This window comes from Paenibacillus sp. DRB1-1, assembly GCF_052119485.1.
GTDB lineage: Bacteria > Bacillota > Bacilli > Paenibacillales > Paenibacillaceae > Paenibacillus > Paenibacillus polymyxa_B.
Window position 1 is genome coordinate 217,197 of record NZ_JBODQH010000002.1, and the last position, 22,554, is coordinate 239,750.

Here is a 22,554-nt window from a genome sequence, read left to right on the forward strand (position 1 = left end):
AATTTAAATTAAACTTACAGAAGGAGTATTTTTATAATGCGGGTAATAGGTATCCATAAACTGCTCAAAAATCTCTATTTTATTCATTATGCTTTTATTGCTCAGGACAAGTACACCAAGATTCTCTTTTGGCATTAGCCACGTAAATGAACTATATCCATGGATATTACCACTTTTCGAAAAAATAGGTAAGTCCATGTATGATGGATGAAAATTAAGTTCAAATCCATATTGCCCATAGCTTCTCCCTAATTTATTCTCTTCCTTCAATGCCAACATTTTCTTCGTTACTGTTTCACTTAGTATTTGCTTTCCTTTATACATTCCATTTTGGAGTAACATCATCATGAATTTAGCTAAATCGCTTCCGGTAGATATCATTCCTCCTGAACTGGAATCAAGAGAGCTATAGCTATACATTCCAACATACTTATTTTCTAAATCATAACCTGATGCTAGTCTCTTTTCTATTAAGAGATTACTCACCAAGTTACTAGAGTTCATTTCTAGAGGTTTTAGTAACCGTTCACTAATATAATCGCCAAAAGATATACCTTCAATTTTTTCAATTAAATAGCCTAAGAGTAAGAAACCAAAGCTTTCGTATTGATATGATTTTCCCGGCTCTTTTATTACAGAAGGCCTGTTTAATTCTATAAACTCTTTTAATGAAAGTGTTCCATTAATATCAAACAGTTGATTCATCCCTTTATTCTGAATATCAAAGCCTGAACTATAATTAAGCAAATGTTCTATGGTTAACGATGAATTAATAGTTCTTGGTATAGATAAATCTTCTAGATAGTTGCTAATATCTTGGCTTAGGCTTAGCTTGCCTTCTTTTTCTAATTGAAGAGTGATACTTGATGTCATCAATTTTGTGATTGAGCCAACTCTCATTAATGAAGATGTAGAATTCATAGGCGTTTGACTTATAACATCAGAGTATCCATATCCTTTGCTAAATACAACTTTCCCATCTTTAACTACTACCATTGAAATACCAGGTACATCTAGAATATAGTTTTCATCGAATAATTTGTTTGAGAACTCTTCTATATTATTAAGGACAGGAGTTGTATTTGAATAAGACATAAGAGCTTCAGTATTTTTCGTAGAACAATGATGAATAACCTGTTTAAGATTATCCTCTAATAGTTTTACCAAAGACATGATTGTCTTCTTTCTATATTGAAGATTACTATAATTAATAGTCAACGACAATTTTCCATTAATTGCCATTCCGTAGATGTCTAAACTATTAGTTCTTGATTGTTTTAAACTTACATCCGATCCCTTAGAGTAGTCTGATAAATAATTAGTGTTGTTTTGAAGATCTTGATCAAACTGTCCTAAATAGTTAAAACTAATCTCTGGGATATAATGATTTTTAAAATCTTCTGTAGCAGAAGAAAGATATTTCAGTATACCATAACCGATCCCTTTATTTGGTATTTCTCTCAGCATATCTCGTGTCTGCTGAATTGTCTTTTCTAAGTTTGAGCTTTCTTCCATATTTAAAACTACAGGATACTGCGTAGTAAACCACCCTACTGTGCGAGTGATATTTAAATGATTGAATAGTTGCTCACGACCGTGACCTTCTAGATTTATTATTATATCATTGATATTCGCCCATTTTTTTACAGACATCCCCAGTGCTACTAATAATAGATCATTTATTTCTGTATTATACGTCTGATGAGAATTTTTTAGTAAAGCTTTGGTGTCTTTGCTTGATAAACTTACAGTTACCGTTTCACTAGTTGTCACGGTACCTTTGTTTTCTTTAAAGTCTTTAGGAAGCTGATTATAATTCCTTTCAAAAATCTTATTCCAATATTTTTTTTCTTCAATTAACTTTTCGCTTTGAGCATATTGTAAGAGACTAGATGCCCAGTCCTGAAAAGAGCTAGTCTTATTTGGCAATTTTATCTCTTTATGATTTCTCACTTGTTTATACACAGTTGAGAAATCCTCTAGTAGTATTCTCCATGATACCATATCGATAATAAAATGATGGACGCTAATTAGTAAATGATCTCCAGATGAGGTCTTAAAGATAGCAACATTGATTAGTGGACCATGGTTCAAGTTAAGAGCCCCTTGCGTCTGATTTGCTAATCTTTCAATGGTACCTGGCAAGTCAATACAATCATCTAAATCGTAAACTGTTAAGCTATACAAATTTTCCGAACTAATTTTACGATTCCATGCTTTAATACTCTCGTTTGATTGTTTTAAAACTGTTCTTAAATAATCATGATGAGCTAGAATATGGTTCATGGTTGTACAAATCGTGTCTTCTTTATATAGTTCCTGACTAAACAACATCATAGATTGATTAAAATAATGTGGTTCATCATAATTTCGGCTAATAAACCATCGCTGTATTGGAGTTAACGGAACTTCTCCATAAACTTCTCTCTGTTCAACCATAACAGCATTTTGTTTGATATTTTTGCTTAATTGCCTTAAAGTTTGATGCTTAAACCAATGCTTCATTTCTAGTTCATAACCCAATTGAGCTAGTTTGGCAGTTATTTGTATAGTTTTTATTGAATCTCCGCCAATTTCAAAAAAGTTATCGCTTGTACTAACCGAATCTAAACCTAATACATTACACCAAATTTCAGCCAGTAATTTTTCATTTTTTGTTTGAGGAGCAACAAAATCATTTTCTCTACTCTCACTTAGAGATAGAGAAGGTAATAATTTCGTGTTTACTTTACCATTCAATGTAAGTGGGAGGTGCTCAAGCCTAATGAAATAAGATGGAATCATATATTCCGGTAAACTCTTTGTTAAGTGGTTCCTAATACTGTTTGTTTCTAATGTAGAATCACCGACCCAATAAGCATATAATTTCTTTAAGCCTGGTTGCTCCTCTTTGACTATCACAATTACTTCATGTATACTGTCCATTTTCAATAATTGAGCCTCAATTTCTCCTATCTCTATTCTGTAACCACGAATCTTAACCTGGTGATCAATCCGTCCAAAATACTCTATATTACCATCAGGAAGCCACCTAGCTAAGTCACCTGTCTTATAAATTTTTTCTCCATCATTAAAAGGATCCGTTATAAATTTATCTTCAGTAAGATCTAGACGGTTCAAGTATCCTTTAGCTAAACCTGATCCCCCTATACATAACTCACCTGCTATACCAATAGGTTGTAACTGACAGGAATCATTTAAAATATATGCTTTCGTATAACCTAGAGGCTTTCCAATAGGAATATTGGTAACATCTTCATCTAATTCATTGACTTCATAATAAGTAGCAAACACAGTGCTTTCTGTTGGTCCATAGACATGAATAATCTTATCAGCACTTAAATATTTTAAGGCTTTTTTAACATGCAGATGCGAAGCTCTCTCTCCTCCAAATAACACCTTTCGAATATTAATTAAAGAATCAAGACTATAATCAATCAAGACATTAAATAGAGCAGTTGTGATAAATAAAACATTAACTTTCTTTTCAACCAGACAATCAGCTAATTTTCTAATATCTAATAAAGTCTCTTTTGTAATCATGACTAATTGAGCACCATTCAGCAAAGCACCAAAAATATCAAAAATTGAACCATCAAAAGCATAATTTGATAATTGAAGAATATTGTCAGAAGAATTAATTGCAATATAATTAGTATCTTTAACCACTCGAATAACATTTTTATGTGATGTTAAGATGCCTTTAGGTTGCCCTGTAGTTCCAGAAGTATAAATTATATAAGCTAATTGATTTGCGGTAATTTCTAAGTTTAAATTAGCATCATTATCATTTTGTGCAATTTCACAAATTCTATTATCCCAGCATAATTGTTCGATATGATGTGGAAATTCTTTTTTTAAGTGAGAATGGAATAATAGTAATTTTGATTTAGAATCGTTTAGCATAAATTCAATACGTTCATTTGGAAAATCAGGGTCAATTGGCAAGTATGCCGCACCCACTTTTAATATTCCTAGAACTCCTATGATCATATCCAAAGAACGATCTACCATTAAACCAACTACTTCATCTGATCCAATATTCTTTCTTTTTAACATATGTGCTATTTTATTTGCATGTTGATTTAATTCAAGATAAGTTAGTGATTCTTCTCCATATAAAAGCGCAGTTTTGTCAGGAGTCTGTCTAACTTGATTTTCAAATAATTGAATAATATTCATATCATGCATAAATTCAAAATTTTTATCTTGACAAAATTCTAAGAGTTGAACTTTTTCATTTTTATTTACTATTTCAATTTCATCTAATAAAATATTTGGATTCTCTATGGTTTGGTATAGAATTTGGTATAGATGTTCTTTAATTTTCTCAATATACGTACGATTATAAGCATTTTTATTATAATTAAGCCTTATTTTGTATGAATTACCAGGGGCAACGATAAGATTGAAATTATAGTTCGTTTGCTCTTTTACGTCAGCATTTTCAACCTTTAATAAATATTCATTAGAAATATTTTCTTCTGGTTTTGTATCCATTGGGTAGTTTTCAAATACCATTATATGATTAATCAACTCTTGCTTTTGTTCTGTTTCTCTTTGAATTTCATATAATGGATACGTATCATAATTATTTGATTCAACAGCTTGTTGCTGTATTTTTTTAATAAGTGATTCAAAGCTATATTCTTTATTACTTTGGATGCGCACAGGTATAGTATTTATAAATAATCCTATCATTTGCTCTATACCATATATATCAGTTGGTCTTCCTGATACAACGGTACCGAATAATACATCACGGGTATTATTATATCTTTGTAGTAGTATTCCCCAAGCTGATTGGATAATTGTATTTACAGTAACTTGTTCTTGATTGGCCACAAACTTTAATTTGTTTGTAAGTTCAGTACCAAGTTCGCAAATCACTTCATCAATGTCATACTGCTCCCCCTCATTTTCTTTAGATAAATCATTAGAAATTGAGGTGTTCTCATCGTACCCCTCAAGGTATTTATTCCAATACTCGGCTGCTTTGTTTTGATCTTGTTTATCAAGCCATTCAATGTATTGGCTATATGGAGTTATTGGAGTATCTATTATTTCTTTATTCTGACAAAGAGAATAATAATTTGTGAATAATTCATTAAATAAAAGCGGTGCACACCAGCCATCCATTAATATATGATGAAAGCTCCAAATCATATGGTACTTTTCTTTGTCTACTTGCAAAATTGATATTCTCATCAAAGGATCATTATACAAATCAAAGCCTCTTCGATTATCTTCCTCAATATAATATTGCAGTGCTGAGTTCTGGTCCTGTTCATTTACAATTAATTTATCCAGGGTTTTATAACTAAATTCGATTCCCTTATCTTTGTACACTATTTGCAAAGGTGTATTTCTCCACCCGTTATAAAAATTGGTTCTTAATATTGCATGACGCTTTGATAGTAAGCGTATACTTTCCGCAAATTTAGGCGCGTTAATATTCCCTTCAATTGTTAAAGTTGCCTGCTCAAAATAAGCTCCCGATTCCGGATCCAGCAAGCTATGAAACAGCATCCCTTTTTGCATCGGGGTCAGCGGATAAACCTCTTCAATCTCTCCCTGATCTGCGGTTTGCTCAACCAGTGCCTCCAGCTCCTCAATCCCAATCCCTTGTAAGGTCACATCGCTTGGCGTCAGCTCCCTGTTCTCTTGACTGACACAGTGGGCAATCAAGGTGCTTAGGTGCTGCTTCAATCGCTCTCCCAGCTGCTCGATCGTCTCTGGTTCATACTGCTTCCGGCTATAACTGATCCCGAGTGTCAAACAGCCATCGGCAATCATCCCATTGATATCAAGTACATAGCTCCGTTCGTGACGCTGACTTTCACTCTCTCCACTTGAGTAGCTAGAGGAAGAAAGCCCGCTGTTCTCTAAGTCTTGATCAAACTGTCCTAGGTAGTTAAAGCTAACCTCTGGGCTTTCTTTCCACCATACGTCTTCCTGATTCCCCAGGTAGCGTAGCAACCCATAGCCCATTCCCTTATTGGGAATCTGGCGGAGTTCTTCTTTCACCTGTTTGATGCGTCGACCGAGGGTGTTCCCAGGAGCCATGGGTAAGACAACCGGAAACTGACTGGTAAACCAGCCTACGGTTCGGCTAATATCCACGTCCTCCAGTATCTGCTCACGGCCATGTCCTTCCAGATTGATTCGGATCGCTTCCATCCCGGTCCACTCATGTACCGTCATGCCCAGCGCAGTAAGTAAGAGATCATTGATCTCGGTCCGGTACGCCTGGTGGGTCTGCTTGAGCAGCTGTTCGGTTTCTGCCTCGCTCCATACTACACTCACCACTTCACTATCTTGCAGCAGATGCTCCGCGGCTTCCCGGTCTTTTGGCAGCCGTCCGGTTTCGCGTGACTCGACCTCTACCCAGTAAGCTTTCTCTTGGCTTAGAGCTCCGCTTTTCGCATAGGTCGAGAGCTGATCGGCCCACAGCTGAAAAGAGTCTGTCTTCTGGGGGAGTTCGATCTCTTTTCCAGCAACCGCTTGCTCGTAGGCACTGGCAAAGTCTTCGAGTAGAATGCGCCATGAGACTCCATCGACTACCAAGTGATGGATAGCAATAAGCAGGTGATCTCCATCAGCACACTGGAACCATCCGAGTCGAACGAGCGGGCCATTCTCTAGTGACATGCTGCTTTGAATCTGGGTAGCAGCAGTCTCAACAGCTGCAAAAGGATCGGCACACTCACGGAAATCATGATGCTCCAAGTGATACAGGGCACTGTCTTCGATCGTCTGGTTCCAAGCTTGGTATCCAGCTGCCTGTTCTGCTGGAAGGAAGACCATCCGCAAAGCATCATGGTGTTCGACTAGTTTCTTTATTGATTGATGTAAGGCCTTTTCATTAAGACGTTCCGTGTTTTTAAGCATAAACGATTGATTAAAGAAATTAGAGTCTATATTTTTATGCTTAAAAAACCAATGTTGTATAGGAGTTAGTTTTATTTCTCCTTTTACTTGTTCTTGGCTAAGAACCCTCGTGATTTTTATCAAATGAGGAGAAAGAGTTGCGATCGTCGGATACTTAAAAAGATGTTTCATTTCGACCTTATACCCTGCTTGGAACAAGCGAGAAGATACTTGTATTGATTTAATAGAATCTCCACCTAAATCAAAAAAATTATCTTCAATTCCTACTTTGGAAACTCCTAACACAGTCTGCCAGATAGACACCAATACTTTTTCCAGATGATCTCGTGGTGCTATATATTCAGTTCGGTCAGTATTCCGTTCTTGGGGCGAAGGTAAAGACTTACGATCTATCTTGCCATTAGTAGTCAGAGGCATTTTTTCTAATTTCACAAAGTATGATGGCATCATATAAGCAGGAATAATTTTAGATAATTCTAGTTTTAATTGTTGAAGGGTTACTTCCTCTCTGCTTACATAATAAGCACATAATTGCTTATTATCATTGTCTTCTGTAGCAATCACTACAGCTTCTTTAATAAACTGTACACTCATTAAATGAGCTTCGACTTCACTCAATTCTATTCTGTGTCCTCGTATCTTCACTTGGTCATCAGAGCGTCCCATGTATTCAATATTTCCATCTGGTAAATAACGAGCTAAATCCCCAGTTTTATATATTGTTAATTCTTCATGAAATTGATTTTCAATAAACTTCTCTGCAGTCAATTTTGGTCTGTTCAGATATCCTCGTGCTACTCCCACACCACTAACATGAAGTTCACCCATTATACCAATAGGTTGCAATTGACCATTTTTATTTAGAATATATGCTTGATGATTGAATATAGGAGTTCCTATTGGCACACAATTGTGATTGAGTTGGTCTTTTGAAGAATCCCACACTGTTGATACAATAGAATCCTCTGTAGGCCCATAAGCATTTAAATACAAGCATTTTTTTCTCCACTTATCCACTATCTGTAATGACGATGCTGACCCTCCAGTAATTAACTTTTTGAGTGTAGGAACATCATCAGGTTCTAAGTAAGTTACGTATGCAGGTGGTAAAAGGGCAGCTGAGATCTTATTAGTATTAATGTAATCTTGGAATAATTGATAATCATGAATGATCTCTTTAGTAGGTATATATAGTGAGGCTCCAAAAAAGAGAGACATTATCATTTCCCAGATCGAAGCATCAAATGATAGACTTGCAAACTGTACTACTCGATCTGAGGAAACAATATTCAGTGTAGAGGAAAAGTAAGGTTCTAAATTACATAGCCCTCTATGCTCAACCAATACTCCTTTAGGTTTTCCGGTTGTTCCAGAAGTATAAATAACATAGGCTAAGTTATTCCCTTGTACATCGTTATTTAGATTCTCTTCCGCAATATTAAAGTATTCATTTTTGTCTAAATAATATGTCTTTCCTGAATAATTCAACTTTTTATTTATCCCTGTTTGTGTTAGCAAGACTTGTGTTTGGGAGTCTTCTAACATGTATTGTATTCTTTCCTCAGGATATTCTGGATCAATAGGAATAAAAGCAGCGCCAACTTTTAATACTGCTAAAATTCCAATTACCATTTCAACAGATCGTCCTGTCATTATACCCACTAAATCTTCTTTCTTTACTCCCTGCTCACCTAGAAACCTGGCTAATTTATTGGCCTCTTGATTCAATTCTGAATAAGTAAGAGTGTAATCTTTAAATACAACTGCAATATTATTAGGGGTTTTTCTAACCTGTTTCTCAAAAATTCCGTGAATATTTATTCCTGGAATGGGCTCTTTTGTACCATCAAATTTATTCAACATTCGTTGCTTTTCATTTTTGCTAAGTAGGTCAACATCATCAAAAGCCATATCTGATTGGAAAATAATATTTGATAAGAAATGTTCAAAATAGGTGGTCATTGATTGTATAAATTTATAATCGTACAATTCTTTGTTAAAATTCAATGTTAATGAGCAGTCATTATTCTTCACACTAAACTGAAACCAAAGATCGTAAGTTAAATTCTCAATAAATCTCATACCATGTAACTCATCAAGTGATACTATAATGTTAATATTAGGAAGTTTTTTAGAATTATAATGGATATCAATATTTTCAACCATTTTTCGAAATGGTATTTTCTGATTTTCCATACTCAGTTTTAATGCGTTCATAGTAGTAGAAGATAACGTTTTGAAATTACTGCTCCCCATAACTTTATTCTTTAATAATAAAAAGTCGTTTGATTCACTTAGCACCATACTATTTAAAATTGGTACTCCTACAATTGAAGTAGTATGGTCAGTATATTTGTATAAAAATGCTTGTACTCCACTAAGCAAAACCAAGTATGTAGCAGTATTGTTACCTTTGGTCATTGTACTAATTCTCTTTGAAACTGCTCTTAAAGGAAACAATACAAAACTATTAGTATTTTCTTCCTTTGGAGGTCCTCCATTTGCAAATTTAAACGAAGGTACTTTTGTTAACTGATCTCCATTTTCAAATAGACTTTTCCAGAACAGCTCTTGTTTATTAAACAAAGACAATTTTATCACCTCAATAGAATAGTAGGTTGCTTGGTAGTCATACTAGGAAGAAGAATTACCTCCTCTCCCTAGCAGAAATAGAAAGTCAAAAAATTAGTTTTATGTTGTCAAATGTGTCATTAACAGCATTCTCATCTAAATGTATGTCCTGTAGTCTTACACTTGGATTTGTTGAAACCTCCCTCAATATTTTCAAATAATCTTCTTGGACATTTTTGATCATTGTTTCTTTGAACAGACTTGTTCTGTATTCGAAAGATACATGAACTGTTTTAGGCTGTATATTGATATACAAAGTCAAGTCGAATTTAGCAAGCTGCGGTATGTCTACTTCCATAGGTTCAATTTTTAGGTTTTCTAGTTCAATTTTTGAATCAATATTATTCTGCAAACTAAACATTGAATCAAAAAGAGGATTCCGCTCTTCTTTTCTTGAAATTTTCAATTCTTGTACCAGTTCTTCGAACGGGAAGTTCTGGTTCGCATAGGCTTTAAGAATATTTTCTTTTACATCGCTTAAATATTCTAAGAAACTTTTTTCCTGTTTAGGATAATTTCTTAAAGCTAGAGTATTAACGAACATTCCGATAACAGATTGCAGTTCAGGCTGAGTTCTTCCAGCAATAGGGGTACCGACAATAACGTCCTCTTCACCAGAATATTTAGCTAAAAGAACAGTATAAGCAGCCAGATATACCATAAAAGCTGTAGAGCGAGTTGCAATCTCTAGTTTTTTTAATTTACCAATAGTGTCATAGTCAATTGTAATTTCGGATGTCTTCCCTTCGTATCCTTGACTTGCTTGTCTTTGATAATCGATCGGTAAATCGGTATTAGTTAGAGGCTGTTCATAAACGCTTAACCAATATTCTCTCTGTTTCTGGAGTTCTTCATTTATAATTTGACTTTGTTGCCAACAAGCATAATCTTTATATTGAATTTCTAATTCGTCTACTTTTTCACCGTTATAGAATTTAAGTAACTCGTTCATCAAAATATCCATAGACACACCATCTGAGATAATATGATGCATATCTATGAATAAAATGCATTTGTTATCATCTAAATGAATCAAATGTACCCTTAATAAGGGAGCCTTCTTTAAATCGAATGGTTTGATTAATTTTTGTATCTGTTCATTTAAGTGCTGCGCTTTATTATGATTTTCTATCTCAAATTTGACTTGTGTATATATAAATTGCTTGGGTTCACCATTAATTACGTCAAACCCTGTTCTTAAAGAATCATGACGGTATATGAGTTGGTTAAAAGCATTCTGTAGAAGTTCATAGTTAACATCTCCTGTAAGTTGAAAGATTCCCGGCATATTATAAGTTAACTCAGCACCCTCTAACTGACTAAGGACATACATCCTTTTTTGAGCAGAAGATAGCGGATAAGATTCACTAAGCCCTACTTTGGGAATAGTTTCATTATGCTTATTTTCTATTTTTTCTATAAATTTTGTAAGCTGTGCAACAGTAGGATATTTAAAAATGTCTTTTAAAGTTATCTCAACTTGGACATCTTTTCGAAGTTTTAATAGCAATTCTGTAGCCTTTAGAGAATGTCCACCCATCTCAAAGAAATTATCAGTAAGGCTAATATTTTTATTTAGTATTGTCTGCCAAATTGATAATAGTTGTTCTTCTAATTCAGTTTTTGGCGTTATAATTTGTTGTTGTTCGCTTATTAATCCTTGTATTTCTGGAAGCTTTCTTCGGTCAATTTTTCCATTGTGTGTTACTGGCATACCTTGGAGTTGTACAAAATAGCTTGGAATCATATATTCCGGTAATTGGTTGCTTAGTGTGTCCCTAAGATCACTTATATTGACTTGATGATCAGCTATAAAATAAGCACATAGCTCTTTCTGTTGATTTAAATCTTTTGTCATTACTACGGCTTCAGAGATAGAATGAAATTTTAGCAACTGTGCTTCTATTTCACTAATTTCTATTCTGTATCCTCTAATTTTCACTTGAGTATCGCTTCTTCCTAAGTATTCAATATTACCATCAGGAAGCCAGCGTCCTAAATCACCTGTTTTGTACATCTTCTTATTGTTATCATACAAATGATTCAAAAAGCTGGTTTGATTTAAATCAGCTCTGTTATGATAACCCCTAGCTAAGTTCATACCAGATAAATATAGCTCTCCTGTTACACCGATAGGTAGTTCTAATTTATTTTTATCTAGTATATAAATTTGGTTATTAGATATCGGTTTACCGATAGATGGTATTTCAATGAAGTTCTCAGGATCAATTTCCAACATGCTTATAACATGAGACTCAGAAGGACCATAGTGATTATATAGTTTTATATTGTTAGCATTAATTAGCTGGAATGTGATAGGTGATATAATCAACTGCTCTCCGGCAGTTATAATATAATCTACTGACTTGCCTATTGATTCCATATAATTTTTATCTGTACCGATTAATTTAAAAAAAGCAGTCGGAAAAAATATTGTTTGAATTTTATTCTCTTGAATGAATTCACTTAATTTATAGATATCCTGCTTTGTTTCTTCATCGACGATATACAAAATCCCTCCAGATAATAATGTTGAAAAAATTTCTTGGTAACAAACATCAAAACTTAAAGCTGCAAATTGCAAGGTTTTATTAAATAATAAGTTTGTATATTTCATTTGATGAGTTATTAGGTTGACTAAAGTTTTATGTTCAAGCAATACACCTTTGGGGTAACCTGTAGTGCCTGAAGTGTAAATCATATACATTAGATCAGTAACTTCATTTTTAAGACTAAGATTACTATTTATTTTTGATTGAGCATCTAGATAGTTGATAAAAATGATGTCTTCTTTAAACTCATCGAGTAAGCAGTCATCTTTTAAGCAGATCAAAAATTTAGTGCAGCTGTCTTTTAGAATGTATGAAATTCTTTCTGTAGGAAGTGATGGATCCACTGGTAAAAAGGCTGCACCTGCTTTTAATATAGCTAGCAATATAACTAGCATTTCGTCTGAACGATCACTTATAAATGCCACTAAATCATTAATTTCTACCCCTTTTTCTATAAGCACTCTTGCTAGTTGATTTGATTTCGAATTTAACTCTCCATAAGTTACATGCTTATCTTTATATACAATAGCTGTATTATCTTTTGCTAAGTTAGCCTCAATTTCAAAAAGATTATGAATAGTCTGGTCAAAATTATAACTTCCATAGGGATTAACAAAACCTTTTATTGATTCATTTTCTTCCTCATTCAGTAAACTTAACTGGCTTACTTTAATGTCTGGATTTATCGAAATTTCTTCTAATAAGTTTAATAGATGACATTTAAATCTATTAGTATCACTTGGTTGATAAATATCATTGTTATACAAAAAATGTATTTGTATATTTTCTCCAGGTATTATAATAATATTAAAATCATAACTTGTCTGTTCACTCATCGACTGATTTTTAACTTTCAGTAAATCTGAGCTTGTTGTAGCATTGGTCTCTACAAAATTATCTATAGGATAATTTTCAAAAACCATCAAGTTAGAGATTAAATGTTGTTTTTGTTCAGTATGAGTTTGTATTTCATACAGAGGATAATAATCATAATCATGTGATTTAATGGCAGCTTGCTGTTGAACTTTCACTATTTCGGAAAACAGATCATTTTTTTGGCAAGCTATTCTAGTAGGAATAGTGTTAATGAATAGTCCTACCATATTTTCAATTCCTCGCAGTTCTTCTGGACGTCCAGAAACTACACTCCCAAAGACAACGTCTTGATTAGCATTATATTTCTGAAGTAGAATCCCCCAAGCTGCTTGCATTATTACATTAACGGTAACTTGGTATTTGTAAGACAATTGTTTCAATTTAGTAGTTAGTTCTTTTCCTAAATTGAATGTTTTATTATTAAGAGAAGGCTTTTCACCTTTAATTTCTCTCATTTTTAAAGAAGGCAAAGTAGCTTGTCCTTCGTAATCTTTTAAATATTCTTTCCAATAAGTTAATGCTTCCTCTTGACTCTTACTATTTAGCCATTCGATATAATCTCTGTATGAAGAATTTTTAGAGACTTGAGCTATTCTACCTTCAATATGTGCAAAATACTGATTGAATATCTCGCTCACAACAATAGGCACACACCAGCCGTCCATTAGGATATGATGAAAACTCCAAATAAATTGGTAATTTTTTTCTCCCACCTGTATAATAGTCATTCTTATAAGATCATCTTTTTGTAGATTAAATTTTCTGTTTTTATCCTTAATAATGTTTTTTGTAACCAAGTCTGAAATTTCGTTTTTAGAGCAGTTACGAAAATCTATATAGTTTAAGCTTACTTTTCTTTGTTTGAAAACTACCTGTATATAATCTTCATTCCAACAGTTAATAAAATTAGTCCGGAAAATGGCATGCCGCTGGACCAGCTGATTTAAACTGCTTTGGAATGCCTCCAAATGTAGCTCGCCTTCCACCTCAAAGGTCGCCTGCTCAAAATAAGCTCCTGATTCCGGATCCAGCAAACTATGAAACAGCATCCCTTTTTGCATGGGTGTCAGTGGATAGACATCCTCAATCTCTCCCTGATTGGCTGTTTGCTCAACCAGTGCCTCTAGCTCCTCAATCCCAATTCCTTGTAAGGTCACATCGCTTGGCGTTAACTCACTGTTCTCTTGGCTTACACAGTGAGCAATCAAGGCGCTTAGGTGCTGCTGGAATCGTTCTCCCAGTTGCTCGATCGTCTCTGGTTCATACTGCTTCCGGCTATAACTGATCCCGAGCGTCAAATAACCATCGGCGATCATCCCATTGATATCAAGTACATAGCTCCGTTCGTGACGCTGACTTTCACTCTCTCCACTTGAATAACAAGAGGAAGAAAGCCCGCTATTCTCTAAGTCTTGGTCAAACTGTCCGAGGTAGTTAAAGCTAATCTCTGGACTCTCTTTCCACCAGGTGTCTTTCGGATTCCCCAGGTAGCGGAGCAGTCCATAACCAATACCCTTATTGGGAATCTGTCGGAGCTCTTCTTTCACCCGTTTAATGCGCCGACCGAGGGTGTCCCCAGGAGTCATGGGCAAGACAACTGGAAACTGACTGGTAAACCAGCCTACGGTTCGGCTAATATCCACGTCCTCCAGTATCTGCTCTCGTCCATGCCCCTCTAGATTGATTCGGATCGCTTCCATCCCGGTCCACTCCTGTACCGTCATACCTAGCGCAGTCAGTAAAAGATCATTGATCTCGGTCCGGTAAGCCTGGTGGGTCTGTTTGAGTAACTGCTCCGTTTCTGCTTGGCTCCACACCACAGTCAAAACTTCACTATCTTGCAGCAGATGCTCCGCGGCTTCCCGGTCTTTTGGCAACCGTCCGGTTTCGCGTGACTCAACCTCTACCCAGTAGGCTTTCTCTTGGCTTAGAGCTTCGCTTTTCGCATAGGTCGAGAGCTGATCGGCCCACAGCTGGAACGAATCGGTTTTCTGTGGCAGCTCGATCTCTTTTCCAGCTACCGCTTGCTCGTAGGCACTGGCAAAGTCTTCGAGTAGGATGCGCCAGGAGATGCCATCGACCACCAAGTGATGGATGGCAATCAGCAGATGATCGCCATCTGCACACTGGAACCATCCGAGTCGAACCAGTGGTCCATTCTCGAGCGACATGCTGCTTTGAATCTGAGTAGCCGTTGCCTCAATGACTGCTGAAGGATCAGCCCACTCGCGAAAATCATGATGCTCCAAGTGATACAAGGCACTGTCTTCGATGGCCTGGTTCCAGGCTTGATAGCCTGCTACCTGTTCTACTGGAAGGAAGACCATCCGCAAAGTATCATGATGTTCGACTAGTTTAGTTAAGGCTTCGCTTAATGGCTTTTCCTCTAAGCGATCTTTATGATGGATCATGACACTTTGGTTATAATGACTAGTGGCTTCAAAGTTATACTCAAAAAACCAACGCTGAATCGGAGTTAAAGTCACTTCACCCTGAATGGCTCCTTGTTCAGCTTGACGAGTCACCTTCTCCATATAAGGACTCAAGGCAGCTATCGTTGGATAAGCAAACAAATGCTTCATTTCTATTTTATAGCCCGCTTGGAAGAGACGGGAAGAAACCTGAATCGCTTTGATGGAGTCACCACCCAGCTCAAAGAAGTTATCTTCCATGCCCACTTGGTTGATACCCAGCACACTTTGCCAAACCTCCGCCAGTACGTGTTCAGCTTCTGTTCGAGGGGCCACATACATCGTGCCAGTCACTAGCTGCTCTTCCGGTGCTGGCAGGCTCTTCCGATCCACTTTCCCGTTTGCGGTTAGTGGCATCCGCTCCAGCTGCACAAAGTAGGAAGGAATCATGTAGGTCGGTAATTCTTTGGCCAAGGCTTCTCTAAGTTGGTGGACGGTCAACTGCTGGCTTGCTACAAAATAAGCACATAGCTGCTTTTGTCCTTCTGTGTCTTCATGAACCATGACAATCCCTTCCTGAACTGCTGGCACTTTCAAAAGCTGCAGCTCCACTTCGCCTAGCTCAATTCGGTATCCACGGATTTTCACTTGATGGTCTGCTCTTCCTAAATACTCCAAGTTTCCATCAGGTAACATGCGCGCTAAGTCCCCAGTCTTATATAACCGCTCTCCTTCAATAAAAGGGTGAGTGATGAATCGCTCTGCTGTAAGCTCTGGACGATGGAGATATCCACGTGCTAGTCCCTCCCCAGCGATATAAAGTTCTCCAGAAACCAAGGCTGGTTGAAGTTGAAGCTGATCGTTTAAGATATACGCCTGCAAGGTAGGAATAGGTTTCCCGATATTGCTACGCCCTTCCATCATTTCTACTTCTGTAATTTCCTTGTATGTCACATGGACGGTCGTTTCCGTAATTCCATACATGTTGATAAGCTGTGTCTTTGGATAGATGTCTTTCCATTCTTTTAACAGCAATGGACTAAGCGCTTCTCCACCAAAAATAATTTTTCTCAACTTCAGGTTATGCTGCTTATCAAGTAATTCTTGCTGAATTACTTGATAAAAGTATGTTGGAGTTTGATTTAAAATAGTCACACCCTCGTGACGAAGCAATTGTAAGAACTGTTGTGGATTCTTAGCTGTTAACGAAGGAACAATAACTAACTTTCCTCCGTAAAGCAGGGCACCATACATCTCCCATACTGAAAAATCAAAGCAGAAGGAATGAAACAATGTCCATGTATCATGCTCATGGAAGTCAAACAAGTTTTCACTGTTAAAGAACAAGCGAACAATATTTTTGTGTTCAATCAGTGTTCCCTTTGGTTTACCTGTAGTCCCTGATGTATAAATGACATAAGCAAGATCAGCAGGTGAAGAGGCTAGATTCAAGTTTGTTACATCTTCTTGATAAACACCTGGAAGATCTAAATTAATGACTGTTCCAGTGAAAGACTCTGGGACTGTCATGGTTTGAGAGGCGAGCAATAAGTCTATGCCGGAGTCTTCCAAAATATAAGCAATACGTTCAGCTGGATATTCTGGATCAATAGGGACATAGGCGCCTCCGGCTTTCAAGATGGCGAGCATACCAACGACGGAATGTAAGGAACGATCTGCAAGGAGACCTATCAGCCGATCGGACGAAATATTCTGTTGCTGAAGCGTACGTGCCAACTGATTAGCTCGATGATTTAACTCCAGATAAGTTAGACTTTGATCTTCACAAACCACAGCAATGAGGTTGGGAGTACAGATCACTTGTTCCTCAAACAAGGCATGAATAGTTTTGCTTCTTGGATAGTCTGCTTGGTTAGTGTTTAGAATTGATAGTAAATCTTTTTTATCACCTTCAGTTAACAGTTCAATTTCGCCAACTAGTTTTGTAGGTGTTTCCAATGTATCTGCTAATATTTTTGCTAAGTGTTCTAACATTCTACTTAAAAAATCTTTAGTATACTTTTGAGTACTGAAAATTAATTCGACCCCAATATTCTCATTTTCTTTAAAGAAATAAAATAGAGTATTGGTTTTTATATGTTGTTTAAAATTGATACTGTGTAGACCTTTAAAAGCTACAACTGTATCAACAATAGGTAGTTGGTCATTAGAATAAGTGATTTGCAAGTTTTTTATCATTTTAAGGAAAGGCAGGTTTTGGTTCTTTATAGATTCATTGAAAGAACTATTTACTTCTTTCAATAGTGATCTAAAAGTAGCTTCACTTGATGTTTCGACTTTCAATGGTAGAATTTCACCTGCAAAGGTAAATACCTCTCTATGGGTATCTAAAATGGGCACCCCTAAAACTATACTTTCTTCATTTATATATTTGTAGAAAAGAGAATTAACACCTGTAAGTAAAAGTAATAAAATTGCCATTTCTGAATTTTGGGAAAGCTTTAACAATTGACTAGAAACATGGGACGGTAGCATAAAAATAAGAGAGTTATCTTCTTCAACAGTTGAATCTTTAATTCTAACTTTATTTATCGGGAGTTGGGAAAATTGTTCATTTTCATTGAACTTATTGTCCCAATAAAGTTCTTCGTTATGAAATAAACTCATTATTCTACCTCATTTCAGAAAATTATCTTTTACATTACAAAGAAATTAGATGTTTATCTCAATTAATCCCAATGATTCCTCTTTAACAATTTCTTTAAGCTCAATGTTTAGTAAGTTATTATGGATATTATTTGATAATTCAGACAATATATAAATATAGTCATTTGATAACTTTTTAACACTTGTATTTCTAAACAATTTCGTAGCAAACTCAAAGTTGCAGGTAAGCTGGTTTTGCTCTGGCGTTACATATAGCGTTAGATCGAACTTTGCCTCTATTTTATTTCGCTTGTAGGGCTGAAGAGTTAATCCTGGAATCTCGATCATTGCCTCTTCGGTATTTTGTAAAACTAACATTGTGTCAAATAGCATACTCCGGTTGCTTTGTCGTTTGGCCTGAACTTTTTGAATAAGTTCTTCAAATGGATATTCCTGATGCTCGTACGCTTGCAGCAGTGTTGCTTTAACTTCTTGGAGATAGCCAGCAAATGTTTTATCCCCGGTTGGCTGGGTACGTAAAGCAAGCGTATTAACAAACATTCCTACGATCGGCTCAACTTCGGCTGCTGTTCTTCCCGCAATTGGTGTACCGATAATTACATCTTCTTCTCCACTATATTTGGCTAGCAGCACACTATAAGCAGCCAGTAGAATCATATACAGTGTTGTCCCTGATTCATTGGCTACTAACTGTAGCTTTTCTGTCAGGTTTTCATCTACATGAAACTCTAAGATTTCACCCTCATAGCTTCTAGCATTTGGTCGCTCATAATCTATAGGGAGTTCTCCTTGCGGTAGATCGCCATCTAATAAGCGTAACCAGTAGGCTTCATGCTTTTTCATAGCTTCACTATGCAGCTGCTCATTTTGCCAACATGCATAGTCTTTGTATTGCCGCTGTAACGGAACCAGTTCTTCTCCTTTATAAAGCTGAATAAATTCCTGAATAATGATATTGATCGAAACACCATCAGAAATGATATGATGCATATCGAATAGTAAAATAGATCGTTCTAATCCCACATGAATAACGCTTACTCTTAGCAGGGGAGCTTCCTGTAAAACAAAACTGCGTACAAACTGGTTGATTGCTTGTTCAACCTCAACTTCAGACATTTGGTACTGTTCGACTTTAAAGTTGACCTGCTCATGTATTCGTTGAACGGGTTTACCTTCGAACATCTCAAAGCTTGTACGTAAAGATTCATGACGTTGAATCAGTGTACAAAATGCTTGTTCCAGCTGAGATACATCAATATTTCCTTCCATATAAAGAGCCCCCGGCATATTGTAACTGAGCTCTCCCCCCTTCGTTTGACTCAGCACATACATTCGTTTCTGCGCAGAAGATAATGGATAGTATTCCTGCAATCTCGTGACTGGTATTGAGAATTCAGCTTGATGACGTGTTTGCAGTTGCTCTGCTAACTGCTCAATCGTTGGATATTGGAAGATCTCTCGAATTGTAAGTTCAATATTGAATGCCTTACGAATTTTAGATGCTAAAGTCGTTGCTCGAAGAGAATGACCTCCAATGTCAAAGAAGTTATCCAAAACGTTCATTTGATTGAGATGCAGTACGTCTTGCCAAATTTGGGCTAATCGTTGTTCAACTTCAGTCCGAGGTGCCACATAGGCTGTTCCTGTCACGAGCTGCTCTTCAGGTGCTGGCAGGCTCTTCCGATCTACCTTCCCGTTTGCAGTCAGTGGCATCTGCTTCAACTGCACAAAGTACGAAGGAATCATATACTCGGGCAGCTCACTAGCTAGCGCTTCACGTAGCTGACGAACCGTCAGCTGTTTTTTGGCTACATAGTAAGCACAAAGCTGCTTCAAACCATCTTTCTCGCGAACGACGACTGTCGCTTCTTGCACATCAGCGACTTTCAATATCCTCAGCTCGATTTCTCCTAACTCAATGCGGTATCCGCGTATTTTCACCTGATCATCCGTCCGGCCAAGATATTCAAGATTACCATCTGGCAACCATCGAGCTAAGTCGCCAGTCTTATAAATCCTTTCACTCAGATTAGGATAAATATTTTTAAAGGGATTATTTATAAATCTTTCTTGCGTTATTTCAGGATTATTCAAATAACCACGTGATAATCCTGGTCCTCCAATAAGTAATTCTCCTGGTACTCCTACTGGCTGCATTTCTTGATTTCCATTTAAAATATAAACTTCTGTATTTAAGTTAGGTTTACCTATTGGAATATTTTTCCTGATATCATCATTCGGTGAGCACATATAGCTGATTACTTCAACCGTTGTTTCTGTTGGTCCATAAGTGTTATAAAGAACAGCTTCATAACTTTGTCCCAAATTTCTATGGAATCTTTCTACTAATGGAGTACTTAACGCTTCTCCACCTACAGAAATGTATTGTAAAGAAGGTAGTTGTATTTCCGGGTTATCTTCTAGATAGCTCAAGAAAGCATTTAACATAGAAGGTACAAACTCTAAGTGTGTAATCTTATAGTCTTGAACTGCCCTCACTAAATAACTTGGATCTTTCTCTTTTCCACTCTCTAACATATATAAGGAACCTTCTTTCTTCATCCACCAAAAGAGTTCCCAAATAGAGGCATCAAAAGAAATAGATGTTTTTTGAAGAAGCCTATTATTTTTAGAGTTTGGATCTCGTCTGTCTAACTCCTCTAGAAAATTACTTACAGAGTGGTGTTCAATCGCTACTCCTTTAGGGTTTCCAGTCGAACCGGAAGTGAAAATAATATATGCTAAATCATTAGGTGAAGTATCTAGTGAAATATTGCTACTATTACCGTAATAATTAGAAAGATCGTCTAAAAAAAGATATTCTCCTTCAAAATATACTTTTTCTTTAAGATGTAACTGAGTTAGCAATACTTTTGAATATGACATTTTTATAATGTAGGAAATTCTTTCAGTAGGATATTCTGGATCAATTGGTACATAAGCTGCTCCAGTTTTTAATATCGCTAAAATACCTATCATTGTTTCTAAAGAACGTTCCACCATTAATCCAACAAAATCTCCACGCTCTACTCCCTTTAACATGAGAGTTCTTGCTAGCTGGTTAGCTTTCTCATTTAGTTCTGTATAGCTCAATTTTTGATTTCTAAAGACAACCGCAGTTTTTTCTGGAATACTCACTACTTTTTCTTCAAATAGCTGCTGGAGAGTTTGGCTAGAATAGTCAATTTGGTTTCTATTTATTGTTTCTAAGAATTGGCTTAGCTCTTCTTCGGAAATTAAAGAATAGCGTTCCACCGGTTCATATGAATTGGTAACAATATCTTTTAATAATTTTATCCAGTGTTTTTTGATTTCATTAATGCTTTTAGTAGTATAGTGATTTAAGTCAAATTGAAGTTGTATTTCTATTTCATTTTCTGGTACAACTATGATATTTAGTTTATAATTAGTTTCTTCTAGCATTTTGATATTTGAAATACTAATACTATTTATAGAACTTTCACTTATTGGATAATTCTCAAAGATCATAATATGCGAAATCAGATCTTGCTTTTGATCTGTTTTTGCTTGGATTTCATACAATGGATACGTTGCATAGTCGTGCGATTGCAAAGCTTGCTCTTGTATCATTTTCATGACTTCATTAAAGCCAGTTGTCTTCTCATTTTTTACTCGTACAGGGATTGTATTACTAAATAATCCAATCATGCTTTCTACCGAAGGAATTTCTTCAGGTCGTCCCGCCACTACACTTCCGAACACAACGTCTTGGCTTCCATTATATTTTTGAAGCATAATTCCCCAGGCCGCTTGCATTACTGTATTTAAGGTAACTTGATGTTTTTTCGCCAGCTCTTTAAGCTGAGTACTCAGCTCTTTTCCTAGGCTGTATACCATTTTAGTGGTTTGAGATTGATTGGAGTGTTGCGCTACCACGGTCTCTTCCGGAAGAATTGGTAAAACAGTTTGGCCTTCGTATCCATGTAAATACTCTTCCCAATAAGCACTTGCCATCTGCTTATCTTGGTTTTCTAACCAGCTGATATATTCTTTGTATGGCGTCACTTCTTGGAAGGTCAGTGTTTTTCCTTGCTGAATGGCATCATATCGTTCGAAGACCTCCTGGGTTACCAGTGGCAGACACCAACCGTCCATTAGGATGTGATGGAAACTCCAAACCACGGAGAACTGCTCCTCTTCTCGCTGGAATATCCCCATCCGCATAAGCATGTCTTCTTCTAGCTGAAAGCCCTGCTTCTGTTCTTGTTGAGAGTAGCCATTGATCCATCCCTGTTGCTCTTCGCTTCCTAAATGCCGGAGATCTTCAAAATGGATCTTCCACGGCCGTTGGCTAAAGACCACTTGTACCAGCTCATCTTTGGCTGTGCTTACAAAGCTAGTCCGGAAAATGGCATGCCGCTGTACCAGTTGATTGAGACTGCTTTGGAAGGCTTCCAGATGCAGCTCACCTTCCACCTCAAAGGTCGCCTGCTCAAAATAAGCTCCCGATTCTGGATCCAGCAAGCTATGAAACAGCATCCCTTTTTGCATCGGGGTCAGCGGATAAACCTCTTCAATCTCTCCCTGATCTGCGGTTTGCTCAA

At 36.4% G+C, this 22,554-nt stretch carries 3 protein-coding genes; all 3 read right to left on the reverse strand.

Annotation, left to right across the window (positions count from 1 at the left end):
* Nucleotides 1-3: 3 nt before the first annotated feature.
* Nucleotides 4-9,477 (reverse strand): amino acid adenylation domain-containing protein, encoded by a 9,474-nt coding sequence (locus ACQW03_RS25555; protein ID WP_441952673.1) that lies wholly within the window; start codon nt 9,475-9,477, stop codon nt 4-6.
* A gap of 91 nt (nt 9,478-9,568) precedes the next feature.
* Nucleotides 9,569-17,989: an amino acid adenylation domain-containing protein gene (locus ACQW03_RS25560; RefSeq protein ID WP_441952675.1), complete on the reverse strand. Its 8,421-nt coding sequence runs from the start codon at nt 17,987-17,989 to the stop codon at nt 9,569-9,571.
* A gap of 45 nt (nt 17,990-18,034) precedes the next feature.
* Nucleotides 18,035-22,501 (reverse strand): amino acid adenylation domain-containing protein, encoded by a 4,467-nt coding sequence (locus ACQW03_RS25565; RefSeq protein ID WP_441952785.1) that lies wholly within the window; start codon nt 22,499-22,501, stop codon nt 18,035-18,037.
* Nucleotides 22,502-22,554 lie beyond the last annotated feature (53 nt).